Below are 17,623 nucleotides of genomic sequence, written 5' to 3'. Positions count from 1 at the left end.
GATCGCAAGCGCCGCGTAGCGGGGCGCAGCGGGTCACTGCAATCAGGCCCAGTGGTGACCGCAAGCCCCCGCCGTGGCGGTCGCAAGCGCGGCGCAGCCGGGCGCAGCGGGCCGCCACCATTTGACCGAGCGGGGCGCGGGTCATCCGCCGCCCGCGCCGAATCGGGTAGTGGATTACTCGTGCAAACACCATCACCACTGATTACCGTTGACGGCAACCCGCTCAAAGGGCAACCCGTTCACATGAGGAGTGGTCGGTATGGCGTACTTAGTCGTAGACCCAGAGATGATGACGGCCGCGGCTTCAGACTTGGCGACCATCGGGTCTGACCTCAGCGCCGCCCATCTGGCGGCGGCTACCCGGACGACTTCGGTGATACCCGCCGCCGCCGACGAGGTATCGGCGGCCATCGCCAAACTCATGTCGACCCACGGCGTCGATTTCCAGGCGGTGGCCCAGAACGCGTCGACCTTCCAGCAGAAATTCACCCACAACATCGGTGCCGCGGCGGCCTCGTATTCCAGCGCCGACTCCGCGGCGGCCGCGGCGGTGACACCTAGACTCATCAGCCTGCCCGAATTCTTCCAGCTGAGCCTGACCGAATTCACGACCGCGGCAGGCAATTTCGCAGGCTCGTTCAGCCAGTTCCCCAACCTTGCGTACGACCAGTTAGGCCAAGCCGCCAATGCTGCGCTGGCCATCCTGCTATTTCCGATTACGTACCCGCTCACCGCCGTCACCGTGTTCGCCATCGAGGCCGTGTTTGCCGCGCTCTTGAACGGCACCTAGCCGACGTGTGTTCTGTCGCCCAGTACGGCAAGCACGCCGTAGCAGGACTGGGTTACTAGTACGGAAGGACGCCCATCAGGCACGGTGTAGTCACGCGCTCGCAGTAGAAGTTGCCGTACAGCGGCGCCGCGGCGCCCACAGAGGCAAACGGCGACGACATCACCGCAATGGCCAGAGCCGCAATCAGCGGCTTGGATTCCACCATCGCCAAGATCAGACCGCCCACGGTGCAGGCCACGACATAGACGAACACCGTGAACACCGGCGGCGTCTTGTCGATGGTGTGGTACCACCAGTAGAACAAGCTCAATCCGAAGACCGCGGCGAAGAACCAGGTGCCGAGCAGCACCAGCACGAACTTCCACCATTTGAGGTAGAGGTAGCGGCCGGGAACAGTAACCGGCCCGGGCGCCTCAGCCGCCGAATCGAACTGTGGCGCAGACACCGGAATTTCGGGTTGACTCTTCCGCTCCTGCGACGCCGGTTCCGATTTCTTGGCCGGTTGGGCTTTGAAACCCACCAGTGGCGCGAAGGGCACTGAGTCGGTGTCGAAATTCGGCACGAATGGCACCGAAGGCTCGCCGAGGTCGAACTCCGAACTGGCCGGAACCGACTGCGCGCCCGTATCGAAATTCGGCACGAACGGCACCGAAGGCTCGCCGGCGTCGAACTCCGGACTGAGCGGAACCGGGCGTGCGCCGGTGTCGAAATCCGGCACGAAGGGCTCGGTTCCCGGACTCGGCTCGCCAGTCTCCGGGTTGTCGTCGGCGTAGTTCAAGAAGTCTTTCTTGGTGTCCTTCTTAGGCAATGGAGACCACCTGAAGGGCGACGAGCATGCCGAACCAACCGGGCGCCAACGCGAGAATGGCCGCGCCCAGCATGGTCACCCACCGGCGTCCGGAGAACAAGATCACTGACAACCCGATCAGACTGGGCACGCCGGTAATTAGCGCCATCGCGACATCCGGACGCAGGTGAGGGTGAATCAGCAGCCGGCACGCTATGCACAGCAGCTGCCCGATCGCGCTACCGACCAGCATGCCGCTGGCCAGCAGCCACGCACGCGGAAGGGGAATCACGCTTTACGACCTTACTGAGTCACCGCCCAGGGGTCGGGCACGTTCCCGGCGCGTCACCGGTCACAACATGACCACGAATCGACGGTCGTTCACCACGCTCGTATGCGACGCCCGTGATCATCGGTAGTCCTTGCAACAGCGCATTTTCCGCGTCCGAGTACACCCGGCCGCGACTGAGAAACCGCTTGCCTTCCGGTGCTTCCAGGCTGAACCCACCACCGCGGCCCGGCACCACGTCGATGACAAGTTGGGTGTGCTTCCAGGTCTGGTACTGCGAGCCCGAGATCCACACCGGCACGCCGTCGGCCCCGACGTCAAGCACCCCGAGAAGGACGTCTCGGTCGCCGACGAGGAAGTCGCCGAGTGGGTAGCACATCGGGGACGACCCATCGCAGCAGCCGCCGGATTGATGGAACATCACCGGCCCGTGGCGTTCCTGCAAACTGGTCAGCAGGTCGGCAGCGGCAGTGGTGATGAGCGCCCCCGGCGGCGCATCATCTTGGCGCCGCTCCTCCTCGTCGTTGCGCTCGGCATCGACGCCGGCGCGCATCAGAAGAAGCCCTGCGCCTTATCCGCATAGGACACCAACAGATTCTTGGTCTGCTGGTAGTGCTCGAGCGCCATCTTGTGGCCCTCGCGTCCAAATCCGGACTGCTTGTAACCGCCGAAAGCCGAGTGCGGCGGATACACGTGGTAGCAATTCACCCACACGCGGCCGGCCTTGATTTCGCGTCCGGCCCGGTAGGCGGTGTTGCCGTCGCGGCTCCACACTCCGGCGCCCAGGCCGTACAGGGTGTCGTTGGCGATACCCATCGCGTCGTCGTAGTCAGCAAAGGGCGTGACGGTGACGACAGGCCCGAAGATCTCCTCCTGGAAGACCCGCATCTTGTTGTTGCCGGTGAAGATGGTGGGCTGCATGTAGAAACCGCCGGACAGGTCGCCGCCGAGTTCGGCACGCTCGCCGCCGGTGATGACCTTCGCGCCCTCACCCTTGCCGATCTCGATGTAGGACAGGATCTTTTCCAGCTGGTCGTTGGACGCCTGCGAGCCGATCATGGTCTCGGAGTCCAGCGGGTCGCCCTGGCGGACGGCTTTGGTCCGGATCGCCGCGAGCTCGAGAAACTCGTCATGAATGTCGGATTGGATCAGGCTGCGCGACGGACACGTGCATACCTCGCCCTGGTTGAGGGCGAACATGGTGAAGCCTTCCAGTGCCTTGTCCTGGAAGTCGTCGTTGGCGGCCATCACGTCGGAGAAGAAGATGTTGGGGCTCTTGCCGCCCAGCTCCAGGGTGACGGGGATCAGGTTCTGCGAGGCGTACTGCATGATCAGTCGCCCGGTGGTGGTCTCGCCGGTGAACGCGATCTTGGAGATCCGGTTGCTGGAGGCCAGCGGTTTGCCGGCTTCGGCGCCGAAGCCATTGACGACGTTGATCACACCGGGTGGCAACAAATCGCCGATCAACGACATCAGGTACAGGATCGAGGCCGGGGTCTGCTCGGCCGGCTTGAGCACGATCGCGTTGCCGGCGGCCAGCGCGGGCGCCAGCTTCCACGCGCCCATCAGAATCGGGAAGTTCCACGGGATGATCTGGCCGACCACGCCCAGCGGTTCGTGGAAGTGGTAGGCGACGGTGTCCTCGTCGATTTGAGACAGGGCACCTTCCTGGGCCCGGATTGCGGCCGCGAAATATCTGAAATGGTCTGCGGCCAGCGGGATGTCGGCGGCAATCGTCTCGCGGATCGGCTTGCCGTTGTCCCAGACTTCGGCGACGGCCAACGCATGGGTGTTCTCGTCGATACGGTCGGCGATCTTGTTCAGGATCGCTGCCCGCTCGGCGGGGGCAGTCTTGCCCCACCCCGGTGCCGCAGCATGCGCGGCGTCCAGTGCTTTTTCGATGTCGGCCTCGTCGGACCGGGGAATCTCGCAGAAAGATTGGCCGGTCACCGGAGTGGGGTTCTCGAAGTAACGGCCCGCGGCGGGCGCGACCCACTCGCCACCGATGAAGTTTCCGTACCGCGACTCGAAGGACATCAGCGCCCCGGCAGAACCCGGACGTGCAAAGACAGGCATTTGCTCGGCTCCTTATTCATTCATGTAATACAGCTCACAGTACCGCTGGGGCCACAATGGCCTGCATGGCTTCTGAAACGGCGGACGACCCCTACCTCTGGCTCGAAGATGTCACCGGCGACGAGGCACTTGACTGGGTGCGCGCGCGTAACGAACCGACCAAGGCAGAGTTCGGCGGCGACCTGTTCGAGCAGTTGCGCACCGAGGCGCTGGAGGTGCTCGACACCGACGCCCGGATTCCATACGTGCGTCGGCGTGGCGAGTATCTCTACGACTTCTGGCGCGACGCCACCAACCCGCGCGGCCTGTGGCGGCGCACCACGCTGGAGAGCTACCGCACCGACACACCCGAGTGGGACGTGATCATCGACGTCGACGCGCTGGGCCGGGCTGACGACAAGAAGTGGGTGTGGGCCGGCGCGGACGTGATCGAACCCGAACTCACCCGCGCCCTGATCAGCCTCTCCCCCGGCGGCTCGGACGCTGTGGTGGTACGTGAATTCGACATGCTCACAAGGGAATTCGTCGCCGACGGATTCGAGTTGCCGGAGGCCAAATCGCAGATCGGCTGGGATGATCCGGACACCGTTCTGGTGGGCACCGACTTCGGCCCCGACTCGATGACCGAATCCGGCTACCCGCGGATCGTCAAACGCTGGCGGCGCGGCACGCCACTGGCGGACGCCGAGACGATCTTCGAGGGAGAACGCACCGACGTCAGCGCGGGAGGCTCCACGGACCGCACGCCCGGGTTCGAGCGCACCCTCGTCGGCCGTTCGCTGGACTTCTGGAACCGGGAGCGCTTTGAGGTGCGGGGATCCGAATTGATCCCTATCGAAGTACCGACCGACGCCAGCAGCATGTCGGTGCACCGCGAATGGCTGTTGATCGACCTGCGCACCGACTGGTCGGTAGGCGACAGTACCTATCGCGCCGGTTCCTTACTGGTCGCCAACTATGACGAATTCCTCAGCGGCGCAAGGGATTTGCATATCGTGTTCGAGCCCGACGAGCACACCTGCCTGTATCACTACGCCTGGACCAAGGATCGACTGCTGCTCGTCTCGCTCGCAGATGTGGCCAGCCGCGTGGAAGTTGTCACGCCCGGGACTTGGGAGCGGGAACCGGTTTCCGGCATCCCGGCGTCGACGAACACCGTGGTCGTCGCCGCCGACGACACGGGCGACGAGTTCTTCCTCGACTCCAGTGGATTCGACACCCCGTCTAGGTTGTTGCGGGGCACCGCACCCGTCACCGGCCCGCCGGAACTCGAGCCGATCAAGTCGGCGCCGTCGTTCTTCGATGCCGAAAACCTTTCTATCTCTCAGCATTTCGTCGAGTCGGCGGACGGGACGTCGATTCCCTACTTCGTGGTACGGCCCCCGGGGGCAAGCGGCCCGGGACCGACGCTGCTGTACGGCTACGGCGGGTTCGAGACGTCCAACACGCCGGGCTACAGCGGCGTGCTGGGCCGGCTGTGGCTGGCGCGTGGCGGCACTTACGCCCTGGCCAACATCCGCGGTGGCGGCGAGTACGGACCCGGCTGGCACACCCAGGCGATGCGTGAGGGCCGGCACAAAGTCGCCGAGGATTTCGCCGCCGTCGCTGACGACCTGGTGAATCGCGGCATTACGACGGTCGAGCAACTCGGCGCCCAAGGTGGCAGCAACGGCGGGCTGCTGATGGGCATCATGTTGACGAAATACCCGGAGAAGTTCGGTGCACTGGTCTGCAGCGTGCCGCTGCTGGACATGAAGCGATACCACTTGTTATTGGCCGGCGCGTCGTGGGTCGCCGAGTATGGCGACCCCGACAACCCCGATGACTGGGCGTTCATCTCCGAATACTCGCCCTACCAGAACATTTCGCGAGACCGAAGCTACCCTCCCATCCTGATGACCACCTCCACCCGCGACGACCGGGTGCATCCCGGGCACGCACGCAAGATGACGGCCGCCCTGGAGGCCACGGATCATCAGGTCTGGTACTACGAGAACATCGAGGGCGGTCACGGTGGGGCGGCTGACAACGAGCAGCTCGCTTTCAAGTCGGCGCTGAGCTATTCGTTCCTGCATCGGACGCTTGGCGGCTGACACCCGATTGGCGCTTGATTGCGAGTCGTGACATTCGCGACGTCTAGCAGTCCCAGAACTTGGGCACCCTTGTTCCCATGTCTGCGCAGCTGCCGGGAGTCTTGCAATCGCTGTCGCCGTTCCTTGACCGGTACGGCTACGCGGCGGTGGTTGTCCTGGTCGGCGTGGAAGGCCTGGGAATCCCACTTCCTGGCCAGCTCATCCTGATCGCGGCCGGCGTGTACGCCGGCCTGGGCCAGATGAACCTGGCCCTGGTGCTCGTTCTGGGGTTCCTGGCTGCCGTCGGCGGCGACAACACCGGCTATGCGATCGGCCGCTACGGCGGCCGCCAGTTGGTCGATCGCTTCGGACGCTACGTCTTCCTCACCGACAAACGCCTGAGCGCAACCGAGGACTTCTTCGAGAGGCGGGGCCAGTTCGTCGTCGTGATCGGGCGGTTCGTAGACGGGTTGCGCCAGGCCAGTGGGATCGTCGCCGGCCTGGCGCACATGCCATGGCGGCGCTATCTGGCGTACAACGCGCTGGGGTCGATCGTGTGGGTCGCGGTCTGGGTGCTCACCGGATACCTGGCCGGCAGCCACATCGAGCCCATCTACGACTCGATCGTGCGTTACCAGAAGTTCTTCGTCGCGGGATGCGCCGTCGTTGCGGTCGCGCTTCTGGTCGGGTGGCTGTTCAAACGCCGCTCGGCCCGGGCCAGCGTCGAATACTGACTTTTCCGACCGAGCTTGACACCCGAGTCGAGCAGCGACTTCGCTTCGCTCATGCCCGAATTCGAAACGCTGTTGTACTCCGCCCGCGGCCCGGTGGCCACCATCACGCTCAATCGTCCGGAGCAGCTCAACACCATCGTGCCGCCCATGCCCGACGAGATCGAGGCCGCGATCGGGCTGGCCGAACGGGACCATGACATCAAGGTCATCGTGCTCCGCGGCGCCGGCCGGGCTTTCTCCGGCGGTTACGACTTCGGCGGCGGTTTCCAGCACTGGGGCGAGAACATGATGACCGACGGGCAGTGGGACCCAGGAAAAGATTTCGCCATGGTCAGTGCCCGCGAGACGGGACCGACCCAGAAATTCATGGCCATCTGGCGGGCGTCCAAGCCGGTGATCGCCCAGGTGCACGGCTGGTGCGTCGGCGGCGCCAGCGACTACGCGCTGTGCGCCGACCTGGTGATCGCCAGCGAGGACGCCGTGATCGGCACCCCCTACAGCAGGATGTGGGGCGCGTACCTGACCGGGATGTGGCTGTACCGGCTGAGCCTGGCCAAGGTGAAGTGGCATTCGCTGACCGGTCGGCCACTGACGGGCGTGCAGGCCGCCGAAATCGAGCTGATCAACGAAGCGGTGCCGTTCGAACGGCTGGAAGCACGGGTCGCCGAGATCGCGGCCGAACTGGCGCGGATCCCGTTGTCGCAGCTCCGCGCGCAGAAGCTGATCGTCAACCAGGCCTACGAAAACATGGGCCTGGCCTCCACCCAACTGCTGGGCGGCATTCTCGATGGCTTGATGCGCAACACCCCCGATGCGCTTGACTTCATCCAGACCGCCGGAACCGAAGGGGTGCGGGCGGCGGTCGAGCGTCGCGACGGGCCGTTCGGCGATTACAGCCAGGCTCCGCCAGAGCTGCGGCCGAATCCGTCACACGTGATAGTTCCTGATAGCGACGGGTAGTAAGCTCGGCTATGGAATCGCTAACCAATTGCTCGCTACCCCGAAAGTGTTACGGTAATAAATATGTCTCGGCTAAATAACATCCTGCGTGCCGGTGCCGTCTTCTTCGCGTTCCTCATCGCCTTCGGCCTGGCTGCTGCGGCCTTCCCGACCATCGCAAACGCGGATTCCACCGATGACTTTCCGATCCCGCGCAGGCAGATCGCGACCACCTGCGACGCTGAGCAGTACCTCGCGGCGGCTCGGGACACCAGCCCGGTGTACTACCAGCGCTACATGATCGACTACCACAACAGGCCGGTCGACATTCAGCAGGCCGCGACCGACCGCATCCACTGGTTCTACTCGTTGAGCCCCGCCGACCGCCGGCAATACTCCGAGGACACCGCGACGGATGTCTACTACGAGCAAATGGCTACCCACTGGGGCAACTGGGCGAAGATTTTCTTCAACAACAAGGGTGTTGTGGCCAAGGCCACTGAGGTCTGCACCGGCTACCCGCGGGGCGACATGTCGGTTTGGGACTGGGTCGGCTGACATCTGCGCAGTCTCCGGCGTCAGTTTTCTATGAGTTTTTCCTCAATCTGAGGAAAGCCCTTCATTCCTGGAGTGACCGTATTATGGGCAGATCAGACCGCTGACCTGCAGAGCAGTGACCACCCTCACACGAAGGTACGGTTTGCTGGCGGAGTCGTACCGCCAGGAGGCAAACAAATACCTTGGTAGCACCCTTGCCGCGACGGGGAAAAGTTTCACATAATAGTGGTCCGGCCAGCCAAACATCGCCGAATGAGCCAAGTGATGTCTGCGACTGGGTTTCCGGAAGCTGGAGGTCACGCATGAGCCAAACGACTGGCAACGAGATCCCCGGCGCTCTTGCGGCCCTGGACTGGCAGACGATCAGCTGCCAAGCAGATAGCGGCTGCACAAACCGGGCGACTCATGTGGTGCATCGGCACGCTGTCGATCAGTGCAACCATGCTCACGTCGACCCGTTTGGCAACATCGTCGAGATCCTGTGCATCGTGTGCGTCTGGCGCGCGGAAGCGGAAGTCTTGGCTCAGGTGGGTCAGCTGAGCCGCTCGTCGGGCGCATATTGTCTGACGTGCGGGGCGCCCGTCTCCGAGTTGAGTGACATCATGCGCGACGTGGCGGCGCTCTAGTACGCGCGAAGTGCGAGTAGTTAATCCTTGGCGAGCATCTGGTGCAGTCGCTCCTCCGCCTGATCGATGGTGAAGCTGGCGGGAGGGTGCAGTGGCGGGAACTCCACGAAGGTCTCCAGGAACATGGTCGCCACGGCTATTGCGTACATCACGAAGTAGTCGTGGTGCAGGACCCATTCGTAGTAGGTGTTCGAGGTGACGTCGGCGTACTCGAACGGATCGGTGCGCAGATTGAACAACTTCGGTATCCGTAGCGGGGTGAATGGTTCGGCCCAGATCCGCGTGGCGGTGCCATATCCGAGTGGCTTGAGCAGTTCGGCAATCGTGGGATCCTCAGCGGCCCAACCGATGTCGAATCCGGGAGCACCCACCTGCTCATCCCGGTGCGGTACACGCTCCGCCCGCTGACGAACGCGGCGCGGCCCGCGGTGCAGCTTTGTTCACCGTAGGAATCGGTAAATAGATCCGGTCGGTGTTCGCTGGGGCGGAGTCGACGGCGTCCTTCTCGCCTAGCGACATACGATCCGCCGGGCGCGGCCCGAACGGACGCAGCATCTCGCGTGACGGCCATGTCGGTGCACGTCGTGGGACCGAACTCGTCCCCAAGCGGCTGCGCGAATCGCCTTTTAGTGCGACATTAACGCTGCTTGACCAGTCCGCCCGGCGGATTCTCGTCAACGTCCTTGAGGAACAGCTCGCGCACGGCTCGACGCGGGCCGTACGGTCGCAGCATGGTGCTGGCCGGCCGTGGGCGCACATGCTGCGGCCACCAGAACCAGCGCCCGAGCAGGGTGGCCAGCGACGGTGTCATGAAGGACCTGACGATCAAGGTGTCGAACAACAGACCCAACGCAATCGTCGTACCCACCTGGGCCATGACTTTCAACGGGCTGAAGGCGAACGTGGCCATGGTCGCGGCAAAGACCAAACCTGCCGAGGTGACGACGGACCCTGAGCCGGCCATAGCGCGGATCGTCCCCGTCTTGAGCCCGGCATGGATCTCCTCCTTCAGCCGCGATATCAGCAACAGGTTGTAGTCCGAGCCGACCGCCAGCAGCAGGATGACGGCCATCGCCAGCACCATCCAGTGCAACTTGACGCCGAGGATGTACTGCCACAAGAGCACAGAGAGTCCGAACGAGGCGCCCAGCGACAGCAACACCGTGCCCACGATCACGAAGGCCGCCACGACGCTTCGGGTGATCACCAACATGATGATGAAAATCAGTGTGGCCGCGGCAATTGCGGCAATCAGCAGATCGATGTTGGAGCCGTCGTGCATGTCCAAGTACGTCGCGGCGGTGCCGCCGAGGTAAACGTGGGCGCCCTCCCAGGGCGTGCCCTTCATCGCCTCGTGCACGGCCTGCTTGATCGGTTCGATGTGCTTGATGCCGTCCGGCGTCGCCGGGTCGCCTTCATGGGAAATGATCAACCGGACCGCATGCCCGTCGGGCGAGATGAACTGCTTGAGGCCCCGCGCGAAGTCTGGGCTCTGGAACGCCTCCGGCGGCAGGTAGAACGTGTCGTCGTTGTGCGCCCTGTCGAATGCATCGCCCTGGGCGGTGGCATTGTCGGCCTGCGCTCGGGCCTGTTCGTTGAGACCCTGGGTGGTCGCATAGTTCGACATGATGGTGTCGAGGTTGTGCTGCTGGCTCTCAATCTGCGGCGGTATCAACGCCACAAGCTGAGGCTGAATCTGGTCCAGCTTGTCCAGATTCGCGCTGAGTCTCGTGATGTTCTCGGCCACCTGGTCGATGCCGTCGAGCGCATTGAAGATGGACCGTATCGTCCAGCAGATCGGTACGTCGTAGCAGTGCTTGTCCCAGTAGAAGTAGGCACGAATCGGTCGGAAGAAGTCGTCGAAGTTGGCGATATCGTCGCGCAATTTCGCGGTGATCTCGACAGTTTCTTTGGTGAGCTTGGTGGTCTCGTGCGTCGTGTTGCTGAGGTCCTGGGTGACCTGCATCTGTTCGTGCAGCGTTGCCATCGTCTTGCGGAGCTCATCCGCCTGATTCAGCAGATTTTGCGCCTGCGTGTCCTGGTAATGCTGGGTCTGAAGCCGCGCTGCGGCTTGGGCACCCATCTGAAACCCGAGCGTGCTGTGGTCGAGCGGAGTGCCCAATGGCCGGGTGATGGTCTGCACCCGGCCGATACCGGGGATGTGGAAGATCGCCTTGGCGACCTTGTCTAGGACGAGGAAGTCGGCCGGATTACGAAGGTCATGGTCAGTCTCGATCATCAACAGCTCAGGGTTGAGCCGCGCCTGGTCGAAGTGCCGGTCGGCCGCCGCGTAGCCGACGTTGGCCGGGGTGTCTGCCGGCAGGTAGTGCCGGTTGTCGTAGTCCGTCTTGTAGCCGGGCAGAGCAAGCAAACCAACCAGTGCGACCGCGATGGTCACCGCGAACACCGGTGCGGGCCAGCGGACGATCGTGGTGCCGATGCGGCGCCAGCCCCGGGTCTGCAGCTTGCGCTTCGGATCCATCAGCTTGAAAAACGAAGCCACCGTCAGGATCGCCGGACCCAGCGTCAACGCCGCCATGACCGCAACCAGCATGCCGACCGCACAAGGCACACCCAGTGACTCGAAGTACGGCAGTCGGCAGAAGCTGAGGCAGTACATGGCACCGGCGATGGTCAGCCCCGACCCCAGCACGACGTGCGCGGTGCTGTGGAACATGGTGTAGAACGCCGCCTCGCGGTCCTCGCCCAGACCACGGGCCTCCTGATAGCGGCCGACCACGAAGATCGCGTAATCCGTCCCGGCAGCGATCGCCATCAGCACCAGCATGTTGTTGGCGAAGGTCGACAGCCCCATGATCCCGTAGTTGCCCAGCGTCGCGACGACACCGCGGGCCGCGGCCAACTCGATGAAGACCATGGCCAACATGATCAGAACGGTGACTATGGACCGGTAGACCCACAGCAGCATCACGATGATCACCACGAAGGTGATCAGGGTGACCACCATGACGCCTTTCTCCCCCGAGTGGGACTGGTCAGCGAACAGCGGACCGGCGCCGGTGACGTAGGCCTTGATTCCCTGCGGTGCGGGCACCGCGTCCACGATCTTGCGGAGGGCATCGGAAGAGTCGTTCGCCTGCCCGCTGCCCATGTTGCCGGCGAGGTAGACCTGGACGTATGCGGCTTTCTGATCGTGGCTCTGGGAGCCCGCCGCCGTCAGCGGATCACTCCAGAAATCCTGGACGTGCTGAACGTGTTTCTTGTCTTGCTCGATGCGCCTGACGATCTCGTCGTAATAGTGGTGCGCCTCGGCCCCGAGTGGCTTGTCGCCCTCGATCAAGATCATGGCCGAATTGTCGGAATCGAACTCTTTGAACGTATGTCCGACCCGCATCATCGACTGAAAGGATTCCGCGTCGGTCGGACTCATGGACACCGAGTGGGTCTTGGCGACGACCTCCAGCTGCGGCGCAATGGTATTCGTGAGGAAAACAATGCCCAGCCAGATCAGGACGATCGGCAGCGCCAACCGATGGATCATCCGCGGCAGGAACGGCGGAATCAGCGGCTGGCTGACCGGCGGCGGGGTCCCAGTGGTCTCGGTGGCCGCGGTGGTCTCGCTCATGCGGACTTGTCCAGGCAGTAGACGAACGCATTCACGGTTTCGTTAGGGGGCGACTGATTCGCACCCTTGATGACGTCACCGCTCCCGTCGTGATTGTTAACGACGAAATGGCATGCGATCCAACTGCCGTCACCTTGTGCCACCAGATTGGCCGGAATCCCAGGCTTCGTTGACTTCAATTCGGTCTTCCACGGTAGGGGCACATTGAGAGCCTGCTGAGGATGGGAGTTTTCGTCGAGGTAGTTGATAGTTGCCGTGCTGCCCGGTGAGCCCCAGACCTCGAGCGTGATCGTCTTGGCGTTGAACTGGTCCAGGACCTCGCCGGAGGTGCCGCCGCCGAACGAACCGGCGTGAACGCCGAAGACGCCGTGCAGTCGGTGGACGACAAATCCGGATAACGCGACGACGGCAACGACGGTGAGGATGAGCCAGAACCGGGCGGCGAGGCTCATCAAACGTCTGCGCTTGGGCGGTTGCCGGGTCGCTGCGTCGCTCTTGCCGCCCGAGTCCGGGATCGTCAACGGCTCGGTCCTTGGCTCAGTCGTGGTCATCGGCGCATTTCCTATCAACTTAGGCCCCCTAACCTAATGCACTGCCGGTAAAACTTCGCGACGTAGTGCCGCCGCGCTTGTCATCGGGACCCCGAGAGCGAGCCGATGCATGTTGCGGTGAGCACCCGGGTGAGCGCGGGACCGAATTCAATGTTCCATTCGGCCGGAAGGACTTCGGGCTCCTCGGCATAGGCATCCGACATCCGCTCCGGCGGATTGGCGATCTGCCAGAACGCGGCGGCCAGCGAGTAGGCAGCGATCAAGATATCGAAGGCGCCGGAGCGCCCGAGCACGGGCAGCGCCTGCTCGATCGCGTCCGCCAGCGCGATCGCGGCGGCCGAGATGGTCCGCCTGATCTCGATGACTCTTTCGATTTCCACCTCGTGCTCGAGGTGCAGGTGCAGGTTGGCGAGCAGGTCGCAAAACAGCGGATCGGCGGCCAAACCATTGGCCAACGTTTCGGCCACCCTCGCCGCCGTCATGGGCTCCCCCGCCCCGATGGGCTCCTGCAGCTTCTCGCACACCGTGCCCGACCACCGCACCCAGCCTTCCGCCGCGAGATGCAGCAGCACTTCCTTATGCGAGGTGAAGTAACGCCGAACGGCGGAGTAGTGGATTCCGGCCCGGGTTGCGACGGCCGTCAATGTCACCGATGCAACGCCGGTCTCAACAGCAAGGGTCCGCGCAGCTTCCACGAGCGCCGCTGCACGTTGGCGCTTGTTTTCCTCGGTGCGGGCGCGGCGGAAGGTGAGTTGCGCCACCAACAGAGGCTAACGCACATCGTGTGATTTGCATAACGCACAGAGTGTGATTTGCACAGGTCAGCGGGCTCGCAGCCATGTCGTTACGCACGTGATATGCGTTACAATCCTTGCGCGAGTGAAAGGAGTTGTGGGTCTCGCTCTACGCCGTGTTTTACTTAGGTAAGCCTTGGTTGCGTTCCCGTGATTGCACTGCGGTTTGAGGTGACTCAGGTGACCCGCGATGATTAGGACGGGGCCACCGCAGCCACCGGGGTTGACGCACCGGCGCGGGTGCAGAGCGCGCCGATCTGGTAGTTGAACAAGTTCGAGAAGGGCTTCGCGGGGCGGGTATCGTCCGGCCAAGCATTGCCAACGAAGGGGACCTGAGATTTTCAAGGTGCTGTCGCGGACGTGGATCCCCCTGGTGATCCTGGCGGTGGTTATCGTCTGCGGATTTGTCGTGTACCGGGTGCATGGTTACTTCGGTTCCGAAAAGCGCCCGTCCTACGCCGACAGCAACCTGCAAAACCCCAAACCGTTCAACCCCAAGAGAATTGTTTACGAGGTATTCGGCCCACCCGGAACCACCGCGACTATCACCTATTTTGACGTCAACACCGACCCGCAATCAGTGGATAACGCGGTGTTGCCGTGGTCACTGCACATCACCACGGACAAGGCGGCCATGATGGGTAACCTTGCGGCTCAAGGCGATTCCAACAGCATCGGCTGCCGCATCACGGTGGACGACGTGGTCAAAGCCGAGCGGACTACCACCGGACAGAGCGCATTCACCTACTGCCTGGTGAAGTCCGCGTGAGCACGACTTTCGCGACCGATCCCGGCGGCGCCGCCGCGGGCCAAAAAAACGAGGCCGAACGGCCGTTCATCGCAAGGATGATCCGCACTCTTGCGGTGCCGATCATCCTTTTCTGGCTGGCAGCCATCGTCGTCATGAGCGTGTTCCTGCCATCACTGGAAGTGGTCGGCCAGGAACGTTCAGTCTCATTGAGCCCCAAAGACGCGCCGTCGTTCGTCGCGCTGAAACACATCGGCGAGTCATTCAAAGAGGGCGACACGGACAGCGTCGCGATCCTCGTCCTGGAGAGCGACCAACAGTTGGGCGATGACGCCCACAGGTTCTACGACAACATCATCCGCAAGCTGCGCGCGGACAAATCACATGTGCTGAGCGTCCAGGACTTCTGGGGTGATCCACTCACCGCGGCCGGGGCGCAGAGTAACGACGGCAAGTCGGTGACTGTCCAGATAAACCTCGCAGGCAATCAAGGCGAGCCAAAAGCCAACGAGTCCGTCGCAGCCGTCCGCAAGATCGTGGCCAGCACAACGCCACCACCAGGTCTCAAGGTCTATGTGACCGGGGTGGCGCCGCTGGCTTCGGATCTACAAAACAGCGGTGACAAGTCCATGATCAAGATCACCCTGACCACGGTCGTGGTGATCCTGATGATGTTGATGTTCGTCTACCGGTCCCCGGTCACGGTGATCCTGCTGCTGCTGACGGTCGGGGTCGAAATGTCGGCGGCCCGGGGAGCCGTGGCGATCATCGGGCATAGCGGGCTGATCGGGCTGTCCACGTTCGCGGTCAGCCTGCTCACTTCGTTGGCGATCGCCGCCGGTACCGACTACGGAATCTTCATCTTCGGCCGATATCAAGAGGCCAGGCAGGCCGGCGAGGATCGAGAATCCGCCTACTACACGATGTATCGCGGCACGGCACACGTCATCCTGGGGTCCGGACTGACGATCGCCGGGGCCACATTCTGTCTCAGCTTTGCCCGCATGCCCTACTTCCAGACGCTCGGCATTCCCTGCGCGGTAGGGATGCTGGTCGCCGTAATGGTCGCGTTGACACTGGGACCTGCGGTGCTCGTCGTCGGCAGCCGATTCGGTTTGTTCGACCCCAAGCGAGTGCTCAAGGTGCGTGGCTGGCGCCGGGTCGGGACGGCCGTGGTGCGCTGGCCGCTACCCATCCTCGCCGTCACCATGTTCATCGCCCTCATCGGCCTGATCACGCTGCCGGGCTACAAGCCCAGCTACGACGACCGCGCGTATCTGCCTGACTTCATCCCCGCCAATGCGGGTTTCGCGGCCGCGGACCGGCACTTCTCCGCGGCCCGGATGAAGCCCGAGATCCTGATGATCGAGTCGGATCACGACATGCGAAATCCAGCCGATTTTCTGGTGTTGGACAAACTGGCCAAGGGGGTGTTCCACGTCCCCGGAATATCCCGGGTTCAGGCAATAACCAGGCCCGACGGCACCGCTATGGACCACACCACGATCCCGTTCCAGATCAGCATGCAGAATGCCGGTCAGGTGCAGTCGTTGAAGTACCAGCGGGCCCGCATGGACGACATGCTCAAACAGGCCGACGAGCTGACCAAGACCATTGGCACCATGCAGAAGATGTATGGGTTGATGACGCAGCTTTCTGATCTGACGCATAAAATGGTGCAAGACACCACCGAAATGCAAGTCATCACGAACAAACTCCGCGACAATATCTCAGATTTCGACGACCAATGGCGTCCGATCCGCGCCTACTTCTACTGGGAAAAACACTGTTTCGACATTCCCATCTGCTGGTCACTGCGATCGATCTTCGACGCACTCGACGGACTCGACCAGATCGATGAGAAACTGAACACGCTGGTGTCGGACATCAAGAATCTGGACCTGCTGATGCCGCAGATGCTGGCCACATTCCCGTCGATGATCGACTCCATGGAAAGCATGCGGACCATGATGCTGACCATGCACAGCACCATGTCCGGCATCTTCAGCCAGATGGACGAGATGAGCGAGAACGCGAATGCGATGGGGCATGCGTTCGACGCCGCGAAGAACGACGACTCGTTCTATCTGCCGCCCGAAGTCTTCAAGAATGCCGATTTCAAACGGGCGATGAACAATTTCCTGTCACCGGACGGTCATGAAGCCCGTTTCATAATTCTGCACCGCGGCGATCCGGCGAGCGCCGACGGAATCAACAGCATCGATAAAATACGCACCGCGGCCGAGGAATCCCTCAAGGGAACGCCTTTGGAGAACTCGAAGATTTATATCGGCGGTGTCGGTGCCGTCTTCAAGGACATCTCCGACGGCGCCAAATGGGACTTGCTGATCGCAGGTATCTCGTCGCTCTGTCTGATCTTCATCATCATGCTGATCATCACCCGGGCATTCGTGGCGGCCGCGGTGATCGTGGGAACGGTCGCCCTGTCGCTGGGCGCTTCCTTCGGTCTGTCGGTGCTCGTGTGGCAGCACATCCTCGATTTCCCGTTGCACTGGCTGGTGCTGGCGATGTCGATCATCGTGCTGTTGGCGGTGGGGTCTGACTACAACCTTTTGCTGGTGTCCCGGTTCAAAGAGGAGATCCATGCCGGTTTGAACACCGGCATCATCCGCTCCATGGGTGGCACCGGCAAGGTGGTGACCAACGCTGGCCTGGTGTTCGCCTTCACCATGGCATCCATGGTGGTCAGCGACTTGAGGATTGTCGGCCAGGTCGGGACCACCATCGGGCTGGGCCTGCTGTTCGACACATTGATCGTGCGCGCGTTCATGACACCGGCGATCGCCGCCCTGCTCGGCCGCTGGTTCTGGTGGCCGATGCGGGTACGTTCTCGACCGGCTCGCAGCACTGCCCGGCCACCGGCGCCGGCGCAGCCTGCCGAGAAGCCGCTTGCACTGAGCAGCGAACGTTAGGTACCCGAGTTGCGATATCGCCGGCGACATCACATAGGTGTTTCATGGCGGTAGAGCCGGGCAATCCGGAAGGGCCGGGGCTCCGAATATTTGATGTGCAGCCACTAAACCCCCCGGGACCGAACCCCTCGGGACGCTCG

15 protein-coding genes and 2 pseudogenes are annotated in these 17,623 nt (G+C 62.8%); 8 read left to right on the top strand and 9 right to left on the bottom strand.

Translation table 11 applies throughout. The annotated features are described in order from the left end of the window. Positions 1 to 259 precede the first annotated feature (259 nt). A complete protein-coding gene (locus ACZY1I_RS00225) occupies positions 260 to 790 on the top strand; it encodes a PE family protein (protein ID WP_463752299.1) in 531 nt (176 codons plus the stop codon). Between the two features lie 55 nt (positions 791 to 845). Here ACZY1I_RS00225 and ACZY1I_RS00220 read toward each other — a convergent pair whose 3' ends face one another. The 4 genes from ACZY1I_RS00220 to exaC form a co-directional block, all read right to left on the bottom strand. Continuing rightward, entirely contained in the window at positions 846 to 1,439 is a 594-nt protein-coding gene (locus ACZY1I_RS00220; RefSeq protein ID WP_463753428.1) for a hypothetical protein, read from the bottom strand. Between the two features lie 151 nt (positions 1,440 to 1,590). Further along, positions 1,591 to 1,869, bottom strand: coding sequence for a putative holin (locus ACZY1I_RS00215; RefSeq protein ID WP_463752298.1), 279 nt, complete (start codon positions 1,867 to 1,869; stop codon positions 1,591 to 1,593). Between the two features lie 19 nt (positions 1,870 to 1,888). Then, positions 1,889 to 2,419, bottom strand: coding sequence for a DUF779 domain-containing protein (locus tag ACZY1I_RS00210; protein WP_463752297.1), 531 nt, complete (start codon positions 2,417 to 2,419; stop codon positions 1,889 to 1,891). Further along, positions 2,419 to 3,942: an acetaldehyde dehydrogenase ExaC gene (gene exaC / locus ACZY1I_RS00205; protein ID WP_463752296.1), complete on the bottom strand. Its 1,524-nt coding sequence runs from the start codon at positions 3,940 to 3,942 to the stop codon at positions 2,419 to 2,421. The genes ACZY1I_RS00210 and exaC overlap by 1 nt, the downstream gene beginning before the upstream one ends. Before the next feature lie 56 nt (positions 3,943 to 3,998). Between exaC and ACZY1I_RS00200 the strand changes: the two genes are divergently transcribed. The 5 genes from ACZY1I_RS00200 (at position 3,999) to ACZY1I_RS00180 (ending at position 8,871) form a co-directional block, all read left to right on the top strand. Further along, positions 3,999 to 6,035 carry a prolyl oligopeptidase family serine peptidase gene (locus ACZY1I_RS00200; protein WP_463752295.1) on the top strand — a complete coding sequence of 679 codons (2,037 nt, stop codon included), beginning with the start codon at positions 3,999 to 4,001 and terminating at the stop codon, positions 6,033 to 6,035. A 77-nt stretch (positions 6,036 to 6,112) separates the two neighbouring features. Then, on the top strand, positions 6,113 to 6,748 hold the full coding sequence (locus ACZY1I_RS00195) for a DedA family protein (RefSeq protein ID WP_463752294.1): 636 nt from the start codon (positions 6,113 to 6,115) through the stop codon (positions 6,746 to 6,748). Between the two features lie 51 nt (positions 6,749 to 6,799). Beyond that, positions 6,800 to 7,708 (top strand): crotonase/enoyl-CoA hydratase family protein, encoded by a 909-nt coding sequence (locus ACZY1I_RS00190; RefSeq protein WP_463752293.1) that lies wholly within the window; start codon positions 6,800 to 6,802, stop codon positions 7,706 to 7,708. 63 nt (positions 7,709 to 7,771) lie between these two features. Then, positions 7,772 to 8,245: a DUF5078 domain-containing protein gene (locus ACZY1I_RS00185; protein WP_463752292.1), complete on the top strand. Its 474-nt coding sequence runs from the start codon at positions 7,772 to 7,774 to the stop codon at positions 8,243 to 8,245. A 302-nt stretch (positions 8,246 to 8,547) separates the two neighbouring features. Continuing rightward, on the top strand, positions 8,548 to 8,871 hold the full coding sequence (locus tag ACZY1I_RS00180; protein WP_463752291.1) for a hypothetical protein: 324 nt from the start codon (positions 8,548 to 8,550) through the stop codon (positions 8,869 to 8,871). Between the two features lie 20 nt (positions 8,872 to 8,891). Here the strand turns inward: ACZY1I_RS00180 and ACZY1I_RS00175 are convergent. The 5 genes and pseudogenes from ACZY1I_RS00175 to ACZY1I_RS00155 form a co-directional block, all read right to left on the bottom strand. Continuing rightward, positions 8,892 to 9,152: pseudogene (locus ACZY1I_RS00175) on the bottom strand (arylsulfatase); the annotation flags it as partial. Between the two features lie 6 nt (positions 9,153 to 9,158). Beyond that, a pseudogene (locus ACZY1I_RS00170) lies at positions 9,159 to 9,334 on the bottom strand (arylsulfatase); the annotation flags it as partial. Between the two features lie 174 nt (positions 9,335 to 9,508). Next, positions 9,509 to 12,373: an MMPL/RND family transporter gene (locus ACZY1I_RS00165; RefSeq protein ID WP_463753427.1), complete on the bottom strand. Its 2,865-nt coding sequence runs from the start codon at positions 12,371 to 12,373 to the stop codon at positions 9,509 to 9,511. Between the two features lie 80 nt (positions 12,374 to 12,453). Further along, on the bottom strand, positions 12,454 to 13,008 hold the full coding sequence (locus ACZY1I_RS00160) for an MmpS family transport accessory protein (RefSeq protein WP_463752290.1): 555 nt from the start codon (positions 13,006 to 13,008) through the stop codon (positions 12,454 to 12,456). An 80-nt stretch (positions 13,009 to 13,088) separates the two neighbouring features. Continuing rightward, complete coding sequence (locus ACZY1I_RS00155) at positions 13,089 to 13,769, bottom strand: TetR/AcrR family transcriptional regulator (protein WP_463752289.1); 681 nt, start codon at positions 13,767 to 13,769, stop codon at positions 13,089 to 13,091. Positions 13,770 to 14,148: 379 nt separating this feature from the next. On the opposite strand from ACZY1I_RS00155, the gene ACZY1I_RS00150 reads away from it, so the two are divergent. Both ACZY1I_RS00150 and ACZY1I_RS00145 read left to right on the top strand, forming a co-directional pair. Continuing rightward, positions 14,149 to 14,571: an MmpS family transport accessory protein gene (locus ACZY1I_RS00150; RefSeq protein ID WP_463752288.1), complete on the top strand. Its 423-nt coding sequence runs from the start codon at positions 14,149 to 14,151 to the stop codon at positions 14,569 to 14,571. A gap of 77 nt (positions 14,572 to 14,648) precedes the next feature. Then, the gene (locus ACZY1I_RS00145) at positions 14,649 to 17,483 is read left to right on the top strand and encodes an MMPL/RND family transporter (protein ID WP_463753425.1); all 2,835 of its coding nucleotides are present in this window, start codon (positions 14,649 to 14,651) and stop codon (positions 17,481 to 17,483) included. Positions 17,484 to 17,623: the final 140 nt, after the last annotated feature.

This window comes from Mycobacterium sp. IDUB_37 (genome assembly GCF_055419245.1).
The sequence above is the reverse complement of the archived record's forward strand: the minus strand, read 5'-3'. Positions and strand labels throughout refer to the sequence as shown.